The organism is Cellulosimicrobium sp. TH-20 (genome assembly GCF_002105775.1).
Classification (GTDB): Bacteria; Actinomycetota; Actinomycetes; order Actinomycetales; family Cellulomonadaceae; genus Cellulosimicrobium; species Cellulosimicrobium funkei.
Genome location: NZ_CP020857.1, coordinates 3,214,757 through 3,232,279, shown reverse-complemented (window position 1 = coordinate 3,232,279; position 17,523 = coordinate 3,214,757). Strand labels below are relative to the sequence as shown.

General features: G+C 76.1%; 19 protein-coding genes and 1 riboswitch. Of the genes, 11 read left to right on the top strand and 8 right to left on the bottom strand.

Translation table 11 applies throughout. The features are described from left to right. Nucleotides 1-7 precede the first annotated feature (7 nt). Nucleotides 8-751 carry a bifunctional 1-(5-phosphoribosyl)-5-((5-phosphoribosylamino)methylideneamino)imidazole-4-carboxamide isomerase/phosphoribosylanthranilate isomerase PriA gene (priA, locus tag B8281_RS14370; protein WP_085951364.1) on the top strand — a complete coding sequence of 248 codons (744 nt, stop codon included), beginning with the start codon at nucleotides 8-10 and terminating at the stop codon, nucleotides 749-751. Beyond that, nucleotides 748-1,494, top strand: a complete 747-nt coding sequence (locus tag B8281_RS14365; RefSeq protein WP_085388078.1) for an SseB family protein — start codon at nucleotides 748-750, stop codon at nucleotides 1,492-1,494. The genes priA and B8281_RS14365 overlap by 4 nt, the downstream gene beginning before the upstream one ends. 73 nt (nucleotides 1,495-1,567) lie before the next feature. Here the strand turns inward: B8281_RS14365 and B8281_RS14360 are convergent, their stop codons facing one another. The 6 genes from B8281_RS14360 to B8281_RS14335 all read right to left on the bottom strand — a co-directional run bounded on the left by B8281_RS14360 (nucleotide 1,568) and on the right by B8281_RS14335 (nucleotide 6,307). Beyond that, nucleotides 1,568-2,092 carry a hypothetical protein gene (locus B8281_RS14360; RefSeq protein ID WP_085388077.1) on the bottom strand — a complete coding sequence of 175 codons (525 nt, stop codon included), beginning with the start codon at nucleotides 2,090-2,092 and terminating at the stop codon, nucleotides 1,568-1,570. A gap of 94 nt (nucleotides 2,093-2,186) precedes the next feature. Next, nucleotides 2,187-2,948: a serine protease gene (locus B8281_RS14355; RefSeq protein ID WP_085388076.1), complete on the bottom strand. Its 762-nt coding sequence runs from the start codon at nucleotides 2,946-2,948 to the stop codon at nucleotides 2,187-2,189. Further along, nucleotides 2,945-3,664 (bottom strand): hypothetical protein, encoded by a 720-nt coding sequence (locus B8281_RS14350; RefSeq protein WP_232322579.1) that lies wholly within the window; start codon nucleotides 3,662-3,664, stop codon nucleotides 2,945-2,947. Before B8281_RS14350 ends, B8281_RS14355 begins: the two co-directional genes overlap by 4 nt. Nucleotides 3,665-3,699: 35 nt before the next feature. Beyond that, entirely contained in the window at nucleotides 3,700-4,062 is a 363-nt protein-coding gene (locus B8281_RS14345; RefSeq protein WP_043659864.1) for a DUF1844 domain-containing protein, read from the bottom strand. 152 nt (nucleotides 4,063-4,214) lie between these two features. Then, complete coding sequence (locus B8281_RS14340) at nucleotides 4,215-5,729, bottom strand: catalase (RefSeq protein ID WP_085388075.1); 1,515 nt, start codon at nucleotides 5,727-5,729, stop codon at nucleotides 4,215-4,217. Nucleotides 5,730-5,842: 113 nt separating this feature from the next. Next, nucleotides 5,843-6,307 carry a Fur family transcriptional regulator gene (locus B8281_RS14335; protein ID WP_081600341.1) on the bottom strand — a complete coding sequence of 155 codons (465 nt, stop codon included), beginning with the start codon at nucleotides 6,305-6,307 and terminating at the stop codon, nucleotides 5,843-5,845. 381 nt (nucleotides 6,308-6,688) lie between these two features. Between B8281_RS14335 and infC the strand changes: the two genes are divergently transcribed. The 8 genes from infC to B8281_RS14295 all read left to right on the top strand — a co-directional run bounded on the left by infC (nucleotide 6,689) and on the right by B8281_RS14295 (nucleotide 14,981). Continuing rightward, the gene (gene infC / locus B8281_RS14330; RefSeq protein WP_085388074.1) at nucleotides 6,689-7,726 is read left to right on the top strand and encodes a translation initiation factor IF-3; all 1,038 of its coding nucleotides are present in this window, start codon (nucleotides 6,689-6,691) and stop codon (nucleotides 7,724-7,726) included. Between the two features lie 108 nt (nucleotides 7,727-7,834). Further along, on the top strand, nucleotides 7,835-8,029 hold the full coding sequence (rpmI, locus tag B8281_RS14325) for a 50S ribosomal protein L35 (RefSeq protein WP_034653792.1): 195 nt from the start codon (nucleotides 7,835-7,837) through the stop codon (nucleotides 8,027-8,029). A gap of 67 nt (nucleotides 8,030-8,096) precedes the next feature. Beyond that, entirely contained in the window at nucleotides 8,097-8,483 is a 387-nt protein-coding gene (gene rplT, locus B8281_RS14320) for a 50S ribosomal protein L20 (protein ID WP_024840664.1), read from the top strand. Between the two features lie 68 nt (nucleotides 8,484-8,551). Further along, the gene (locus B8281_RS14315) at nucleotides 8,552-9,430 is read left to right on the top strand and encodes an RNA methyltransferase (protein ID WP_085388790.1); all 879 of its coding nucleotides are present in this window, start codon (nucleotides 8,552-8,554) and stop codon (nucleotides 9,428-9,430) included. Beyond that, nucleotides 9,427-10,071 carry an RNA 2',3'-cyclic phosphodiesterase gene (gene thpR / locus B8281_RS14310; protein WP_076406563.1) on the top strand — a complete coding sequence of 215 codons (645 nt, stop codon included), beginning with the start codon at nucleotides 9,427-9,429 and terminating at the stop codon, nucleotides 10,069-10,071. Before B8281_RS14315 ends, thpR begins: the two co-directional genes overlap by 4 nt. 286 nt (nucleotides 10,072-10,357) lie before the next feature. Then, nucleotides 10,358-11,479: a phenylalanine--tRNA ligase subunit alpha gene (gene pheS / locus B8281_RS14305; RefSeq protein ID WP_083712017.1), complete on the top strand. Its 1,122-nt coding sequence runs from the start codon at nucleotides 10,358-10,360 to the stop codon at nucleotides 11,477-11,479. After that, complete coding sequence (gene pheT / locus B8281_RS14300) at nucleotides 11,479-14,100, top strand: phenylalanine--tRNA ligase subunit beta (RefSeq protein ID WP_085388073.1); 2,622 nt, start codon at nucleotides 11,479-11,481, stop codon at nucleotides 14,098-14,100. Before pheS ends, pheT begins: the two co-directional genes overlap by 1 nt. Next, nucleotides 14,097-14,981, top strand: coding sequence for an SDR family oxidoreductase (locus B8281_RS14295; RefSeq protein WP_085388072.1), 885 nt, complete (start codon nucleotides 14,097-14,099; stop codon nucleotides 14,979-14,981). The genes pheT and B8281_RS14295 overlap by 4 nt, the downstream gene beginning before the upstream one ends. A gap of 72 nt (nucleotides 14,982-15,053) precedes the next feature. Here B8281_RS14295 and B8281_RS14290 read toward each other — a convergent pair whose 3' ends face one another. Continuing rightward, nucleotides 15,054-15,278: a hypothetical protein gene (locus B8281_RS14290; RefSeq protein ID WP_034651423.1), complete on the bottom strand. Its 225-nt coding sequence runs from the start codon at nucleotides 15,276-15,278 to the stop codon at nucleotides 15,054-15,056. Between the two features lie 77 nt (nucleotides 15,279-15,355). Further along, a riboswitch (TPP riboswitch) is annotated at nucleotides 15,356-15,450 on the top strand. Here B8281_RS14290 and thiD point away from each other — a divergent pair. After that, nucleotides 15,444-16,415: a bifunctional hydroxymethylpyrimidine kinase/phosphomethylpyrimidine kinase gene (gene thiD, locus B8281_RS14285; protein ID WP_085388071.1), complete on the top strand. Its 972-nt coding sequence runs from the start codon at nucleotides 15,444-15,446 to the stop codon at nucleotides 16,413-16,415. (Overlaps the previous riboswitch by 7 nt.) Before the next feature lie 64 nt (nucleotides 16,416-16,479). Here the strand turns inward: thiD and B8281_RS14280 are convergent, their stop codons facing one another. Beyond that, a complete protein-coding gene (locus B8281_RS14280) occupies nucleotides 16,480-17,490 on the bottom strand; it encodes a DUF4862 family protein (RefSeq protein WP_085388070.1) in 1,011 nt (336 codons plus the stop codon). Nucleotides 17,491-17,523: the final 33 nt, after the last annotated feature.

The window sequence follows — 17,523 nt, the reverse complement described above, 5'->3', positions numbered from 1 at the left end:
TACACCGATGGAGACCCTCGTGACCGACCGCCTCGTGCTGCTCCCCGCCGTCGACGTCGCCGACGGCCAGGCCGTCCGCCTCGTCCAGGGCGAGGCGGGCTCCGAGACCTCGTACGGCGACCCGCTCGCCGCCGCGCTCGACTGGCAGTCCGGCGGCGCGGAGTGGATCCACCTCGTCGACCTCGACGCCGCGTTCGGCCGCGGCTCCAACGCGGAGCTGCTCGCCGACGTCGTCGCGCGCCTCGACGTGCAGGTCGAGCTGTCCGGGGGCATCCGGGACGACGCGTCGCTCGAGCGCGCGCTCGCCACCGGCGCGCGCCGCGTCAACCTCGGCACCGCGGCGCTCGAGAACCCCGAGTGGACGGCGAAGGTCATCGCGGAGCACGGCGACGCGATCGCGGTCGGGCTCGACGTGCGCGGCACCACGCTCGCCGCGCGCGGGTGGACGCAGGAGGGCGGCGACCTCTGGGAGGTCCTCGACCGCCTGGAGGCGGCCGGGTGCGCGCGGTACGTCGTCACCGACGTGACCAAGGACGGGACGCTGCGCGGCCCGAACCTCGACCTGCTGCGCGACGTCGCGGCGCGCACCGACGCGCCTGTCGTCGCGTCCGGCGGCATCTCCAGCCTCGAGGACCTCGAGGCGCTGCGCTCGCTCGTGCCGGCCGGCGTCGAGGGCGCGATCGTGGGCAAGGCCCTCTACGCGGGCGCGTTCACGCTACCGCAGGCGCTCGACGTCGCGGGTCGGCCGTGACGAGCGACCACGAGCCCGCGGGCCCGGGCAAGGCGCTCCCGCCGTCCTCCGGCTTCGCGGGCGACGACGGATCGGCCGACCCCGCGCTCGCCGCGCTCCTCGACGCCTACGCCGCGGGCTCGGCCTCGCTGTCCGACGTCGTCGCGCGCCTCGGCGAGACGCGCGTGCTCGTGCCGATCCTCGCCGAGCTCGAGAGCGCGGGCGAGGGCGAGCACGGGCACACGGTCGACAAGGAGGCGTCGGCCGGGGTCGTCGCCATCGAGGCGCCGGACGGGCGCCGCGCGCTGCCCGTGTTCACGTCCGTCGCGGCGATGGCGGCGTGGCGCGCGAGCGCGCGGCCGGTGCCGGTGGACGCGCGCCGCGCGGCGCTGTCCGCCGTGAGCGAGGACTGGTCGCTGCTCGTGCTCGACCCGGCTGGACCGGTCACGGCGCTCGTGCCGCGCCCGGCCGTGTGGGCGCTCGCGCAGGGCAAGGACTGGTCGCCCGCGGTCGTCGACGGAGTCGTCGTGCCGGAGGTGCTCGCCGCCGTGCAGGGGTCGCTCGCGGGCGTGCCGCACGTCGCGCGCGTCTGGGCCGAGCCGGGCCGCCGGGCCGAGGTCGCGGTGGTCCTGCGCATCGACGCCGGCCTCGACCGCGCCGGTCTCGACGCCGTGCTCGGGCAGGTCAACGCCGCGCTCGCGACGGACGCGGTGGTGTCCGAGCGCGTCGACGGGCTCGAGCTCCGCGTCGGCCGGGCCGACTGAGGCGGCCCTCCGACCCGGACCGCCCGCGCGGACGCGCCGGCCGAAACGGATCGGCGGGCAGCGCTGCCCGGGCTCAGCGCCGGCGCAGGCGGCTGAGGCCCCACGCGAGCGCGGCCGAGAACGCCACGACCGCGCCCAGGGCCTGGCCGCCCAGGATCACGCGGTTGAGGTCGAGGGCGGGCTGCCAGCGCACGCCCGCGTCGTCGACGACGTAGACGCCCTTCGCGACGACGCGCACCCCGAACCCGCCGCCACCGCCCGAGCCCTCGCCGCCCGCCTCGCCCCCGGCGTTGCCGGAGCCCGGGTCGGACGACGAGCCACCGTCCGCGGTGCCGTCGCCGGGACCGGCGTCCGCCCCGCGTGCCGCCGCACCGACGCGACGCCGCCAGTCCGCGGCTCCCTTGCCGGAGAGCTCGCCGGTGCCGGACCCCCAGCCCGAGCCCGTGCCGCCCCAGACCGTCGCGACGGGGATGACGAGCGTGCCGTCCCGCTCGTACGACTCCCCGAAGACGCGACGCACGGTGAGCGTGTCGCGTGCCGCGTGGGTGATGTGCGCCGGGTCGACGGGGGGCGTGTCCGAGCTCGCGTGTGTGCTCATGGCACGAAGGGTAGACCTGGGGCCCCCGGTGCGCGCGGGAACCGCGCGCACCGCCTCGCCGTCGAGGCCGTCGGTGCGCGGACGCCGGGACGGGTCAGGCGTCGCACTCCGGGAGGCCCGTGAACGCGGACTCGTCGCCGAGCATCGTCTGGAGGGTGCTCACGGGCACGAGGAGCGACTTCTCCGTCGACGTCTTCGCGTAGACCACGCCGATCACCTCGCCCGCCTCGTTGAGCGCGGCGGACCCGGAGCTGCCGGGCTCGACGGGGGCGTCGGTGACGAGCACCTCGCCGAGGTTCTCGTGCAGCGGGTCCGTCGTCGTGCCGATGACCGACCCCTGCGTCACGGTGAGCCGCCCGCCCTCGGGGTACCCGACGACCGTCACCGCGTCGCCGGGCGCCGGGTCGGCGGCGGCCAGGGTCGGGGCGGACGGGAGGTCCTCCGCGGTCCGGACGATCGCGAGGTCCGCCAGACCGGCCACGCTCGCCGTCTGGGCGGCGATGTCGCGCCCGTCGTAGGTGAGGAGCTGGAGCGAGCGCGACGAGTCGACCACGTGCTTGTTGGTGATGAGGGTCCGGGAGTCGACGGCGAACCCCGAGCCGGTGGACAGGCCGTCGCACCGGACGTTGCGGATGCGCACGGCCATGCGCTGGACGGCGTCGAACCCGTCGGGGGAGAGGTTCTCCGAGCCGGCCGGGTCGTCGGGCGCCACGAGCGACGGCACGACCGAGCCCGGCACCGGCTCGGGAAGCTCCGGCAGGACGCCGCACGCGCCGAGCGAGCCGCCCGCGAGCGACAGCCCGAGCAGCGAGCCGAGGACGCGCACCGCCGCGCGCCGGGACGGGCGGCCCGTCATCCGGCGAGCTCCTGCTGGAGCTGGGCGTTCGCGTCGGTGGCCTCCTGGCAGAGCACCCCGACCTGGTCGGCGAACCGGTCGATGTCGGCGGGGTCGTAGGCGTCCCGGTTGTTGAGGTACCCGATGAGCTGCGTCTGCGCCGTCGTGCACTGCCCGAGCGCGGCCGCGACCTTGCCCGCTGCGTCCGAGACCCGGCTCTGGTAGTCCAGGTACTGCTGGGACGCCTCGTTCTCGTCGCCCAGCTGGGCCTTCTCGTTGGCGAGGTCGCTGATGCGGTCCTGGGCGGCGGTGAGCTGGGTGCGCGCGGACTCGAGCTCCGCGTTCGCGCCGTCGAGCTCGGTGCGCAGCTGCGCGACGTCCTGCCCGAGCCCGCGCGCCTGCGCCTCCCACCCGGCGCTCGTCTCCTGCCAGCGCGTCGTGGTGAGCCAGAGGTACGCGCCGACGCCCAGCGCCGCGGCGAGGGCCAGCGCGAGCACGACGATCGCGACCACGGCCCCGCGACGCCGTCGAGGCCGGGCCGCCGCGGCGTCGTCGCTCGCCGGTGCGCCGTCGCCCGGCGCGGTGGCCGTGGCGGACGCCGCGCCGGGTGCGGCACCCCCGGGGCCGGCCGTCGCCGGCGCGAACGACGGCGGCCCGACGGCGCCCGGTCGGGCCGTCGGGACCGCGTCGGCCGGGGTGCCCCGCGGCACGCTCTCGGGCGGCTGCGGTGGGCCCACGGGACCGCCGTGCGGGGGCGGGACCGGGGGCGTGCTCAACTCACGGCGCCCGTGTACTTCTCGCCCGGCCCCTCGCCCGGGGCGTCCGGGTAGACCGACGCCTCGCGGAAGGCCAGCTGGAGCGAGCGCAGCCCGTCGCGGAGCGAGCGGGCGTGCTGGTTGCCGATGTCGGGGGCGCTCGCCGTGACGAGCGCGGCGAGCGCGTTGATGAGCTTGCGCGCCTCGTCCAGGTCGAGGTGGCCCTGCTCCTGCGCGTCCTCCGCGAGCCCGCACTTGACGGCGGCGGCGCTCATGAGGTGGACGGCCGCGGACGTGATGACCTCCACGGCGGCCACGTCGGCGATGTCGCGCACCGCGTCGGTAGTGGGGTCGGGCACGGCGGCGTTCTCGGTACTCATGGCGACCATCTTTCCATCCGGCGGGGGGAGCGGTGGCCCGGTGCGCGGGAAGGACGGCCGACGCGCCCCGGGCCGGGGACGACGTCGGCCGCCGCCCCGGCGAGGGGCGACGGCCGACGGGTGCGACCGCCCCGCAGGGCGACCACGACGGGTCAGACGCGGACCGGCTCCGCGGCCGTCCCGGGCTGGCCACCCTCGAGCGGGGCGTCCGCGGCGGCGAGGGCCGCGCGCAGGTCGCGACCGAGGTTCGCGTCGACGTACGTCCAGTACTGCACGGCGCGCTCGCGGATGTCCTCGCTGCGCACGGCGCCGACGTGGCCCGTGATCGTCTCGAGGAAGCGCGCGCGGGCGGCGTCGTCGAAGACCTCGCGGTAGAGCGTGCCCGCCTGGCCGAAGTCGTCGTCCTCCGGGTGCAGCGTCGCGGCGCTGCGCGTCAGCTCGCCGTCGGCCTCCCAGCCGGCGGACTCCGCGGCGCGGGCCGGGTCGGCGTGTGCGCCGCCCTGGCTGTTCGGCGCGTACACCGGCGTGGTCGCCGACGAGAACGAGTAGCGCATCGACCCGTCCTTCGCGTACGAGTGACCGGCCTCGGCGGCCGCGTGGGGCGCGTTCACCGGGAGCTGGGCGTGGTTCGTGCCCACGCGGTACCGGTGGGCGTCGGCGTAGGAGAAGATGCGCGCGAGGAGCATCTTGTCCGGGCTCGTCGCGATGCCCGGGACGAAGTTGCTCGGCGCGAACGTCGCCTGCTCGATCTGCGCGAAGTAGTTCTCCGGGTTGCGGTTCAGCTCCATGACGCCCACCTCGATCAGCGGGTAGTCGGCGTGCGGCCACACCTTCGTGAGGTCGAACGGGTTGAACCGGTAGGTCTTGGCGTCCTCGTACGGCATGACCTGGACCGAGAGCGTCCAGCGCGGGAAGTCGCCCCCCTCGATGTGCTCGTACAGGTCGCGGATGTGGTGGTCAGAGTCCGACCCGGCGAGCTGCGAGGCCTCGTCCGCCGTGAGGTTCTTGATGCCCTGCTGGGTCTTGAAGTGGTACTTGACCCAGAACCGCTCGCCCGCCGCGTTGATCCACTGGTAGGTGTGCGAGCCGAACCCGTCCATGTGGCGCCAGCTCGACGGGAGGCCGCGGTCACCCATCAGCCAGGTCACCTGGTGCGCCGACTCGGGGGAGAGGGACCAGAAGTCCCACTGCATGTCGTTGTCGCGCAGGTTCGAGCCGGGCAGGCGCTTCTGCGACCGGATGAAGTCGGGGAACTTGATGCCGTCGCGCAGGAAGAACACGGGCGTGTTGTTGCCGACGAGGTCGTAGTTGCCCTCGGTCGTGTAGAACTTCAGCGCGAAGCCGCGAGGGTCGCGCCAGGTGTCGGGCGAGCCCTGCTCGCCGGCGACGGAGGAGAAGCGCGCGAGCATCTCGGTCGTCGTGCCGGGCTGGAACAGCGCCGCGCGGGTGTACGCGCTGACGTCCTGGGTCACGGTGAACGTGCCGAACGCACCGCCGCCCTTGGCGTGCACGACGCGCTCCGGGACGCGCTCGCGGTTGAACTGGGCGAGCTTCTCGACGAGGTAGTGGTCGTGCAGGACGATCGGGCCGTCGGCGCCGACGGACTGCGAGTGGGCGTCCGAGGCGACGGGCGCGCCGGCGTTCGTCGTGGTGAAGGGGGCGGTCATGGGTCTCCTTCCGTGAGCCGCGGGTACGGCTCGTCTGGCGTTCTCAAACAGTGCATCCGTGAGGAAACGGACGCGCTCCGGGTGCACGAGGCCCCGGAGCGGGTGGTGCGGGGTCAGTCGGCGCAGTCCGGGCAGAGTCCCCAGAACGTCACCTCGGCGGTGTCGATCCGGAACCCCGCGGTGCTGCTGGGGGTGAGGCACGGGGCGTGGCCCACGGTGCAGTCCACGTCGGCGACGGCGCCGCAGCCCCGGCACACCACGTGGTGGTGGTTGTCACCGAGCCGGCGCTCGTAGCGGGCCGGGTGCCCGGCCGGCTCGATGCGGCGCACGAGCCCCTTGTCGGTGAGCGTGTGCAGGACGTCGTAGACGGCCTGGACGGAGACGGAGCCCAGCGCCGTGCGCGCGGCGCGCAGCACGTCGTCGGCGTCCGCGTGCTGCTGCACCTCGACGGCGTCGAGCACGGCGAGGCGTGCGGCGGTGACGCGCAGGCCGTGGTCGCGCAGCTCGCTCTCGTGGCGTGCGCGGCGGGGCCCGTCCTCGAGGCCGGTGCCCGCGGTCGACGTCGCTCCTGTGGTCATGGCTCCCACTCTACCCCTCTATTCTGGAAGAGTTCCATTGATGGATCGAATCAGATGTCCACGGGTGCGCTCGGCTCGACCTGCACGCCCGCTCTGCTATCCTTGACAGCTGACCGACCCGTTCGTGTCCGTACTGCCCGGTTCCGGGTGGTGGGGAAGACGTGCGGGTGCGCAAGTGGATGACATCCCACCCGGGCTTCGACCGCCGACTCACGTCGCGACAGAGGCCGGGTCCTGGTCCGGAGCGAGCCCCTCGGGGACCGTTCCGCCGTGGTCGTCGCGTTCGCGTGACGTCCCGACCTGATGGCCTCCGCCCTGCGCCAGGGACGGAGGCCTTCTTCGTGTCCGGGCGGTCTACCGACGACTTCCTAGGAGCATCACATCAGCGAGCCTCGCATCAACGATCGGATCCGCGTCCCCGAGGTCCGACTCATCGGTCCCGGCGGGGAGCAGGTCGGCGTCGTCCGCACCGAGGTTGCCCTGAGCCTTGCCCAGGACGCGGACCTCGACCTCGTCGAGGTCGCCCCGGACGCCCGGCCCCCCGTCGCCAAGCTCATGGACTTCGGCAAGTTCAAGTACGAGTCCGACATGAAGGCGCGTGAGGCGCGGCGCAACCAGGCGAACACGGTCCTCAAGGAGATCCGTTTCCGCCTGAAGATCGACCCGCACGACTACGGCACCAAGAAGGGCCACGTCGAGCGCTTCCTCGCGGCGGGCGACAAGGTCAAGGTCATGATCATGTTCCGCGGCCGTGAGCAGTCGCGCCCCGAGATGGGTGTCCGCCTGCTCCAGCGCCTCGCGGACGACGTCGCGGAGCTCGGCTTCGTGGAGTCCATGCCGAAGCAGGACGGGCGCAACATGACCATGGTGCTCGGTCCGGTGAAGAAGAAGGCCGACGCCAAGAGCGAGCAGCGCAAGCGCGCGCAGGAGGCCGAGCCGCGTCTCACCAAGTCCGCCCAGCGCGCCGCTGCGCGCTCCGGCGACGACGCGGACGTGACCGACGAGCCCGAGACGGTCGAGACGCAGACCGTCGAGGCCACCGGCGCGGTCGAGGCGACGGAGACCACGGCCGCGGTCGAGGCCGCCGCCCCGGTCGAGGAGCACGCCCCGGCCGAGGCCCCGGCGCAGGCCGCTCCGGCTCCGCGCTCCGCTCCGGCTCCGCGGTCGGCTCCGGCTCCGCGGTCGGCTCCGGCTCCGCGGTCTGCTCCGGCTCCGCGGTCGGCTCCTGCCCCGCGTCCCGCGGCTCGGCCGGCCGCGGACTCGAAGCCGGCGGCGCCGCGCCCGACGCCCGCGGCCTCGCCCGCGTCGTCGGACGGCGCGAAGCCCGCAGCACCCCGGCCCGCCGCGCCGAAGCCGGGCGCCCCGCGCCCCGCGCCCAAGCCGGCACCCAAGCCGACGCCGCGCGGCAAGGCCGGCTGACACCGGCACCACGGACGGACCCTGCTCGGGGTCCGGGCCCACCGGCCCGGACCCGAACACGTCGGCCACCGCGAGGTGGCTGACCGGACACAAGGAGAGACGGCAGTCATGCCGAAGAACAAGACGCACTCGGGTGCCAAGAAGCGCTTCCGCATCACGGGTTCCGGGAAGGTCATGCGCGAGCAGACCAACGCCCGTCACTACCTCGAGCACAAGGCGACCAAGCGCAAGCGCCGCCTCGCTGCCGACCAGGTGGTCTCGCCCGCCGACGTCAAGTCCATCAAGAAGCTGCTCGGCAAGTGACCCGGCAGGTGGCGGGACCCGCCACCGACCGGCTCACCCCTGAGCCCCGAACTGCAAGGAGCATCACGTGGCACGCGTGAAGCGGGCGGTCAACGCCCAGAAGAAGCGCCGTACGACCCTCGAGCGCGCCAGCGGCTACCGCGGCCAGCGCTCGCGCCTCTACCGCAAGGCGAAGGAGCAGGTCACCCACTCCCTCGTCTACTCCTACCGTGACCGCAAGGCGCGCAAGGGCGACTTCCGCAAGCTGTGGATCCAGCGCATCAACGCTGCGTCGCGCGCCCAGGGCCTGACGTACAACCGCCTCATCCAGGGCCTCAAGGCCGCGGGTGTCGAGGTCGACCGTCGCCTGCTCGCGGAGCTCGCGGTCAACGACGTGGCGGCGTTCAACGCGCTCGTCCAGGTCGCGAAGGACGCGCTCCCCGAGGACGTCAACGCGCCCAAGGCCGCAGCCTGACCAGCGCCTCGCCCGGCCGCCCGTCGGCCACGGACGCCCGTCCGGCGCCCGGCCCGCTCGACCCCACGCTGACGAATCCTCGCAGCGACCGGGTCAAGGCGGTCCGTGCGCTGGCCGGGCGTCCGGCGCGTTCACGGCACGGACAGCTCCTCGTGGAGGGCCCGCAGGGCGTCCGCGAGGCGGTCCGGCACGCCTCCGACCGGGTCCGTGACGTCTACGTCACGCCCGCCGCAGCGGACCGGCACCCGGAGATCGTCGCCGACGCGCGCGCGGCCGGGCTGCACGTGCACGGCGCGACGCCCGAGGTGCTGGCGGCGATGAGCGCCGACGCGCAGGGCGTGCTCGCCGTCGTGCGTGCGGACGCGCCGCGGCTGCAGGACGTCGTCGCGACGCTCGCGCGGCGCGACCGCCCGGCGCTCGTCGCGGTGCTCGCGACGGTCCGGGACCCGGGCAACGCGGGGACCGTGGTCCGCGCGGCGGACGCCGCCGGGGCCGACGCCGTCGTGCTCGCCGGCGAGAGCGTCGACGTGCACAACCCGAAGGTCGTGCGGTCGACGGCCGGGTCGCTCTTCCACCTCCCGGTCGTCACGGGCGTGAGCCTGGCCGAGGCCGTGGCCGCGCTGCGCGGCGCGGGGCTCGCGGTCCTCGCCGCCGACGGCGCGGGGGACCTCGACCTCGACGACCTGCTCGACGTGGCCGGCACCGCGGGCGCCGGTACGGAGCGCCCGGTCGACCTCGCCGCGCCGACCGCGTGGGTCTTCGGGAACGAGGCGTGGGGGCTGCCCCCGGAGGACCGCGCGCTGGCCGACGCCGTCGTGCGCGTGCCGATCCGTGGCCGGGCCGAGTCCCTGAACCTCGCGACGGCGGCGACGGTCTGCCTCTACGCCTCCAGCCGCGCGCACCGGCCCGCCCGAGGCCCGGGCGCCGTCCCGGAGGGCGGCGCGTGAGGCTGTTCGCCGCGCTCTACCCGAGCGCCGCGGCGCTCGACCACCTCGCGCTCGCCCTCGCGGACGCGCACGCCCAGGAGGCCCGCCGGCCCGACGGCGCACCGCTCGTCCGCTGGACGTCCCCCGAGCTGTGGCACCTCACGGTGTCGTTCTTCGGCGACGTGCCAGAGGGGGCCGTCCCCGACCTCGCGGCGGCGCTCGAGCCGGTCGCGCACGAGGCCGCGCCGCTCGACCTCCGGCTGCGGGGCGCGGGCGTGTTCGACCGCCGCGTCCTGTGGGTCGGCGTCGGCGGGGACGGCGCCGACGCCCTGCGGGCGCTGAGCGCCGCGGTCGCCGAGGCGGCGGGCGACGCGGGCGTCCGGGTGGACCGCCGTCCCCGGCAGCGCGCGCACCTCACCGTCGCGCGGGCCGCGGCCGGGGCGCGCCAGGCGAACCGCCGGGCGCGCGGTCGCGGCGCGACCCGTCCCGACCGCACCGCGGGCGACCCGCTCGCCGCGCCCGCCGCGGCCCTCGCCGTGTACGCCGGCCCGGGGTGGACGACCGACGCGCTGCACCTCGTCGAGTCCGACCTCGGCGACGCCTCGGGGCACCCGGTGCACCGGACGCTGCGGACCCTGCCGCTCGGGCCCGCCGCGCGCTGAGCGGGACCACCCTCCGGCCGCGCCCGGAGACGCCTGTGCGAGGATGGGCCGCATGAGCCTGCGCGGTGGTCGTCGATTTCCCGGGCCCGTCACGGGCCCGCGCGACTGACGCGTGCTCCCCGCCCGCCTCGTGGCGGGACGGGTCCTGGCCCGGACGGGCGCCCTAGAATGACGGCGACGCGCGCACGTGCGCGCCCCGCACGCCCCGCCCCGAGCGGCGCGTGCCGCGGGTCGACGCCGGCCGTCGTCCGCTCCCCGCAGTCCCGCCCTCGCCAGGAAGGCACGCATGTCCAGCCCTGACGCCGACGTCGTCACCCCCCACGCGGGCGACGGCGGACCGGACACCACCACCGGACCCTCCCCGCTTGACGCCGACGCGCTGCAGCGCGCGCTCGACGCCGCGCTCGCCGCCGTCGCCGCGGCCGGCGACCTCGACGCGCTCAAGCGCGTGCGCACCGAGCACGCGGGCGACCGCAGCCCGCTCGCGCTCGCGAACCGCCAGATCGGTTCGCTCGCCCCCGCGGACAAGAAGACCGCGGGCAAGCTCCTCGGCCCGCTGCGCGGCCGGCTCAACCAGGCCCTCGCCGCGCGCCAGGCCGAGCTCGAGGCCGAGCGCGACGAGCGCGTCCTCGTCGAGGAGGCCGTGGACGTCACGCTGCCCGTGGACCGCGTCCCCGCGGGCGCGCGGCACCCGCTCGAGACGCTGCAGGAGCGCGTCGCGGACTTCTTCGTCGGCATGGGCTGGGAGATCGCGGAGGGCCCCGAGGTCGAGGCGGAGTGGTTCAACTTCGACGCCCTGAACTTCGGCGTGGACCACCCCGCGCGCCAGATGCAGGACACGTTCTACGTCGCCGGCCCCGACGGCGAGGACGGCGCGGAGCCGTCGAACCTCGTGCTGCGCACCCACACGTCGCCGGTCCAGGCCCGCTCGCTGCTCGAGCGCGGCGTGCCGCTGTACGTGGCGTGCCCGGGCAAGACGTTCCGAACGGACGCGCTCGACGCGACGCACACGCCCGTCTTCCACCAGGTCGAAGGCCTGGCGATCGACAAGGGCCTGACCATGGCGCACCTGCTCGGCACGCTCGACGCGTTCGCGCGCGCGATGTTCGGCCCGGACGCGCGCACGCGCCTGCGGCCCGCGTACTTCCCGTTCACCGAGCCGAGCGCCGAGATGGACCTGTGGTTCCCCCAGAAGAAGGGCGGGCCGGGCTGGATCGAGTGGGGCGGCTGCGGCATGGTCAACCCGAACGTGCTGCGGTCCGTCGGGGTCGACCCCGACGAGTACTCGGGCTTCGCGTTCGGCATGGGCATCGAGCGCACGCTCATGCTGCGCCACGGGATCGCGGACATGCACGACATGGTGGAGGGCGACGTGCGCTTCTCCGCCCAGTTCGGAACGGAGATCTGATGCCGTACGTCGCCATCGACTGGCTGGGCGACCACGTCGAGCTGCCCGCGGGGCTCACCGCCGAGCGGCTCGCCGCCGACCTCGTCCGCGTCGGCCTGGAGGAGGAGGCGATCCACGGCGCGGCCGCGACGGGTCCCCTCGTCGTCGGGCGCGTCCTCGAGATGACGCCCGAGCCGCAGAAGAACGGCAAGACGATCAACTGGTGCCTGGTCGACGTCGGGCCGGAGCACAACGCCGCCGAGATCAAGGGCGTCGAGCCGGCAGACATGCCGGCGGGCGGTGCGCGCGGCATCGTGTGCGGCGCGCACAACTTCGCGCCGGGCGACCTCGTCGTGGTCGCGCTGCCGGGCTCCGTCCTGCCCGGTCCGTTCCCCATCGCGAGCCGCAAGACGTACGGGCACGTGTCCGACGGCATGATCTGCTCGCAGCGCGAGCTCGGCCTCGGCGAGGACCACGACGGCATCATCGTGCTGCCGCGGCTCGGGTACGCGGCCGAGGACCTCACCCCGGGGCAGGACGCGGTCGCGCTGCTCGGGCTCGGCGACGAGGTGCTCGAGATCAACGTGACGCCCGACCGCGGGTACGCGTTCTCCTACCGCGGTGTCGCCCGCGAGTTCTCGCACTCGACGGGCGCGCGCTTCACGGACCCGGGCCTGCCCGGCTCCCTGCCCACGCCCCCGCCCGCGGCGACGCCCGACGGCTTCCCCGTCGAGGTCGACGACGCGGCGCCGGTCCACGGCGTCGTCGGGTGCGACCGGTTCGTCACGCGCGTCGTGCGCGGGCTCGACCCCGCGGCGCAGACGCCCGCGTGGATGCAGCGCCGCCTCACGGCGTCGGGCATGCGGCCCATCTCGCTCGCGGTCGACGTGACGAACTACGTCATGCTCGACCTCGGGCAGCCGCTGCACGCGTACGACCTCGAGAAGGTCGCGGCCCCCGTCGTGGTGCGGCGCGCCGCCCCGGGCGAGCGGCTCACGACGCTCGACGACGTGGACCGCCCGCTCGACCCGGAGGACCTGCTCATCACCGACAGCCCCGACGGTGCGCGCGGCGCGCGCGTGCTGGGTCTCGCCGGCGTCATGGGCGGTGCCTCGTCGGAGGTCGGGCCGGAGACGACGGCGGTGCTCGTCGAGGCCGCCCACTTCGACCCCGTGACGGTCGCGCGCACGTCGCGTCGCCACAAGCTGTCGAGCGAGGCCGCGAAGCGGTTCGAGCGCGGCGTGGACCCGCTGCTGCCCGCGGTCGCGGCGCAGCGCGTCGTCGACCTGCTCGTCGAGCTGGGCGGCGGGACCGCCGACCCGGCCGTCAGCGACCTCGACCGCGTGACCGCGCCCGCCCCGATCCACCTGCCCGTCGGCGAGGCCGAGCGCCTCGTCGGCGTGCCGTACACGCTCGAGCAGGTCGTCGGGACGCTCGGGGCGATCGGGTGCGCGGTCGACGCGGACGACGCCGCCGCGACGGGCGTCGTCGTCGTGACCCCGCCGTCGTGGCGCCCCGACCTCACCGAGCCGGCCGAGCTGGTCGAGGAGGTCGCGCGCCTCGTCGGGTACGACGAGATCCCGTCGGTGCTCCCCTCGGCGCCCGGCGGCCGCGGGCTCACGCGCGAGCAGCGCGTGCGCCGGTCGGTCGCCCGCGCGCTCGCCGAGCACGGGTTCGTCGAGACGCTGAGCTACCCGTTCGTCGGCGAGGGCGAGCTCGACGCGCTGCGGATCCCCGCGGACGACGAGCGCCGCCGGGCGCTGCGCCTGCTCAACCCGTTGGCCGACGACCGCCCCCTGATGCGCACGGACGTGCTGAGCACGCTCCTGGAGACCACGCGCCGCAACGTGGGCCGCGGGCTCGGGGACGTCGCCGTGTTCGAGGTCGGGCTCGTGACGCACCCGCGCCCGGGCGCCCCGGCCGCGCCGTCGCTGCCCGGCGGGGTGCGTCCCTCCGACGACGACCTCGCCGCGATCGAGGCCGCGCTCCCGGCGCAGCCGCGTCACGTCGCGGGCGTCCTGGTCGGTCGTCGCGAGCGGGCGGGCTGGTGGGGTCACGGACGTCCCGCGGACTGGACGGACGCGCTCGACGCGGCGCGCCTGGTCGCGGACCGCGCCGGCCTGCGGGGGGACGACGCCGTGCGCGTCGTCGCGGACACCGCGCGGGCCCCGTTCCACCCGGGCCGCTGCGCGCGCCTCGAGCTCGCCGACGGGACGGTCGTCGGGCACGCGGGCGAGCTGCACCCCAAGGTGCTCGAGAACGTCGGCCTGCCCGCCCGTTCCGTGGCGTTCGAGCTCGACCTGTCGGCGCTCGTCGCGGGCGCGCCCGACGAGCCCGTCCAGGCGACCCCGGTCTCCGGGTTCCCGGCGGCGAAGGAGGATCTCGCGTTCGTCGTCGCCGCCGACGTGCCGGCCGAGGCGCTGCGCGCCGCGGTCGTCGAGGGCGCCGGCGAGCTCGCCGAGGAGGTCGCGCTGTTCGACGTCTTCACGGGCGAGCAGGTGGGCGCCGGGCGCAAGTCGCTCGCGTTCTCGCTGCGGCTGCGCGCCGCGGACCGCACCCTCACCGCCGACGACGTCGCGCGGGTCCGGGAGGGCGCCGTGGCCGCCGCGCGCGAGCGCGTCGGGGCGGAGCTGCGCGCATGAGCGGCGCACCGGGGGAGGGCACGACGCCGGTCGTGGCACCCGCACGGACCGCGCTCGTCACCGGGGCGTCGCGCGGCATCGGCCGCGCGGTCGCCGTCGGGCTCGCCGCGTCCGGTCTCGACGTCGCGCTCCTCGCGCGCGACGCGGGCCGGCTCGCCGGGGTGGCCGACGAGATCCCCGCGCTCGACGGCGCGGGCCGGGCCGTCGTCGTCACGGCGGACGTGACCGACGCGGCGGCGGTGGCCGCGGCCGTCCGCGAGGCCGAGGCCGCGCTCGGGAGCGTGGACCTGCTCGTCAACAACGCGGGCCGGGTCGACGCCGAGGTGCCGCTCTGGGAGGCGGACCCCGACGAGTGGTGGGCCGTCCTGGAGACCAACGTGCGCGGGCCGTTCCTGCTCGCGCGCGCGGTCGTCCCCGGGATGCTCGCGCGCGGCGGCGGCCGCGTCGTCGACCTCAACAGCGGCGCGGGCTCGCACGACATGGAGGGCGCGAGCGCGTACAACGCGAGCAAGACGGCGCTGCTGCGCCTCGGGGCGAACCTCCACCGCTCGGGCCACGCGCTCGGGCTGCGGACCTTCGAGGTGTCGCCGGGCGTCGTGCAGACCGACATGACGGCGTCCATGGTCATGCACGAGGGCCGCACGGAGTGGACACCCGTCGAGCGCACGGTCGAGATGGTCGTCGCGATCGCGCGCGGCGAGCTCGACGCGTTCTCGGGGTCGTTCGTGCGCGTGACGCACGACTCGCCCGGGTCGCTCCGCGCGGCCGCCCAGGAGGCCGCCCGCGCGGGCGTCGCGTTGCCCGGTCCTGACGGCCGTCGGCTGCGCGTCACGCGCTGGGGCTCCGACGACCCGATGCCGGGAGAGCTCCCCGCCCGCTGAGCGCACGCACCCCGCACGGCCGACGCCGCCCGACCCCCCGGTCGGGCGGCGTCCGTGCGTCCGGGCACCGGGTCACAGGGGGACGCACGTGTCCCGGTCGACCCACACGTGCCACAGACCCCGCTCGGGGTGCTCGTACTCGAAGGCCACGAGGCCGCCCGCGTCGTGCGTGACGACGCCCGTGAGCACGACCCGCCGGCCGTCGCGGTCGAACGTCGTGCAGAGGGCGGGCACCTGGACCGGGACGGGCGCGTCCGGCAGGAAGGGGCGGGTCGCGGGGGCGACGTGCTGCGTCATACCCGGAAAGACGCGTGCACGCGCGTCGTCTCACGCGTCGGGGCGGGTGAAAAGCGCACGGGTCGCCGCGTAGCATGGCCCGCGACACGGGGTGCCCCGCACCGGGGCTGAGATGAGACCCGTCGAACCTGATCTGGCTCGTACCAGCGAAGGGATGTCCGCGCGATGACGCTCGCCCTGCCTCGGCACACCTCCGACCCGCTCCGCGCCCCCGCGGACCGTGACCGCCGACCCGACTTGGGCCGCGGGCCCGACCGGGCACCGTCCCGCCCCCGCGTCCTCTCCGTCGCGGGGACCGACCCGACCGGCGGCGCCGGGATCCAGGCCGACCTCAAGGCGTTCTGCGCGCACGGCGCCTACGGCATGGCCGTCACCACGGCGCTCGTCGCGCAGAACACCCACGGCGTGCGGTCGGTGCACGTCCCCGGGCCGGCGTTCCTGCGCGCGCAGCTCGACGCCGTGTCCGACGACGTCGAGGTCGACGCCGTGAAGATCGGCATGGTCGCGGACGAGGCGAACGCCCGCGCCGTCGGGGAGTGGCTCGACGATCTCGCCGCGGCGCGCGCCGCCGCTGGTGCTCTGCGGCCCTGGGTCGTCCTGGACCCAGTGATGGTCGCGACGTCCGGCCACCGCCTGCTTGACGCGGGCGCGGAGCAGGCCGTGCGCGACCTCGCCGCGCGCGCCGACGTCGTCACGCCGAACCTGCCCGAGCTCGCCGTCCTCGGCGGGCAGGAGCCCGCGACGACGTGGGACGACGCCCTGCGCCAGGCGACGGCGTACGCGACCGCGAGCGACGCCGTCGTGCTGCTCAAGGGCGGTCACCTCACCGGACGCACGTCGCCCGACGCGCTCGTCGTCCCCGCGCCCGGGCCGACGACGGGCCGCGCGCCGGGGGCGGTCACCGTCACGACGTTCGACGCCGAGCGCGTCGACACGCCCCACACCCACGGCACGGGGTGCTCGCTCTCGGCGGCGCTCGCGGCGCTGCGGCCGCAGCGCGCGAGCTGGGAGGAGTCCGCGCGCGAGGCGAAGGAGTGGCTCACGGGCGCGCTGCGTGCCGGCGCCGCGCTGCGGGTGGGGACGGGCCGGGGGCCCGTGGACCACCTGCACCGCTCGGCGCCCGTGCGGCGGGGCTGAGCCTGGGCCGACCGGCCGAGCCCGGGCTGCTGCGACGTGCCTGGCCCCGGCCCGCGGGACGCGCTCAGGCCGTGGGGCGGCTCGGTGCGTGGTCGGCCCTGCGGCCGACTCCGCGGTCGGTGTCGAGATCGGCCAGCGCGTCGCGGAGCACGGCGAGCGTCGCGCGCGCGACGGCGAGGCGCTGCGCGGGCGGGGCGTCCGCGGGCCGCGTGGTCACCTTGGCGCCGACGAGCGGGACGGGCCCCGCCGCGGCGAGGAACTCGCGCACCTCGGCCGGGCCGAGCATCGACTCGTCCGGGCCGGGGAGCGCGGGGTCCGGGCCGTGGGGCGGCACGTGCGCGTCCGCCCACGGCGCGCCCCACCGGCCGGGCCGGCCGGCGGCACCGGAGAGCATCGCGCTCGCGAGGAGGCCCGCGCCGGCGGCCGCCCGCGCGTGCTCGACGGGCGTCGCGGCGCTGCGCCCCTCGATGGCGGACCGACCCCAGTTGAGCCCGACGTGCAGGGGGTGGCCCGTGTCCCGGGCCGCGCGCGCGACGGCGGCGATCTCGTCGTCGAGCGCGAGGAAGCCCTTCTCCGCGACGCCCCACGGGCGGGGCGCGTCGCAGTGCTCCACCACGAGCGGCAGCCCGGCGGGCGCGACGGCGGCCAGCTCGGTGAGGCTGCGCGCGAGCGCCGCGCCGGACCCGCGGCCGGGACCGGGCGCGGACTGGAGCTCGACCGCGACGACGCGTCGTCGACCCTCCGCCTCGGCGAGCCGCGTCACGGCCGCGAGGACGCGCGCGACGCCGTCGACCGCCTCGCACCGACCCTCCTCGTCGTCGGACGCGAGGCCGTAGGAGCGGTCGGCCGTGGCGCGGCGGGCCGTCGCGGCGACCGTCGTCGGCAGCAGCGCCCAGTGCGCCGGCAGCGCGGCCGCGGTCGTCGCGAGCGCGTCCGTGTCGTCCGGGTCGACGGGGTGCTCGAGGCCGCCGAGGCCGTCCTCGTCGAGGGCGGCGTACCAGCCGCCCGGGTCGGGGACGCCCGCGAGGGCGTAGGCACCGAGCAGGGTCAGGGGGCGGTCGTGCAGGTCGGTCATCGGTCCTCGTCGGTCGTGGTGGGGGTGCCGGAC

Coding starts and splice junctions, on each gene's coding strand:
- priA (WP_085951364.1), top strand. CDS start 8: ATGGAGACCCTCGTGACCGACCGCCTCGTGCTGCTCCCCGCCGTCGAC.
- B8281_RS14360 (WP_085388077.1), bottom strand. CDS start 2,092: ATGAGCACACACGCGAGCTCGGACACGCCCCCCGTCGACCCGGCGCAC.
- B8281_RS14355 (WP_085388076.1), bottom strand. CDS start 2,948: ATGACGGGCCGCCCGTCCCGGCGCGCGGCGGTGCGCGTCCTCGGCTCG.
- B8281_RS14345 (WP_043659864.1), bottom strand. CDS start 4,062: ATGAGTACCGAGAACGCCGCCGTGCCCGACCCCACTACCGACGCGGTG.
- B8281_RS14340 (WP_085388075.1), bottom strand. CDS start 5,729: ATGACCGCCCCCTTCACCACGACGAACGCCGGCGCGCCCGTCGCCTCG.
- B8281_RS14335 (WP_081600341.1), bottom strand. CDS start 6,307: ATGACCACAGGAGCGACGTCGACCGCGGGCACCGGCCTCGAGGACGGG.
- rpmI (WP_034653792.1), top strand. CDS start 7,835: ATGCCGAAGAACAAGACGCACTCGGGTGCCAAGAAGCGCTTCCGCATC.
- pheS (WP_083712017.1), top strand. CDS start 10,358: ATGTCCAGCCCTGACGCCGACGTCGTCACCCCCCACGCGGGCGACGGC.
- pheT (WP_085388073.1), top strand. CDS start 11,479: ATGCCGTACGTCGCCATCGACTGGCTGGGCGACCACGTCGAGCTGCCC.
- B8281_RS14295 (WP_085388072.1), top strand. CDS start 14,097: ATGAGCGGCGCACCGGGGGAGGGCACGACGCCGGTCGTGGCACCCGCA.
- B8281_RS14290 (WP_034651423.1), bottom strand. CDS start 15,278: ATGACGCAGCACGTCGCCCCCGCGACCCGCCCCTTCCTGCCGGACGCG.
- thiD (WP_085388071.1), top strand. CDS start 15,444: ATGACGCTCGCCCTGCCTCGGCACACCTCCGACCCGCTCCGCGCCCCC.
- B8281_RS14280 (WP_085388070.1), bottom strand. CDS start 17,490: ATGACCGACCTGCACGACCGCCCCCTGACCCTGCTCGGTGCCTACGCC.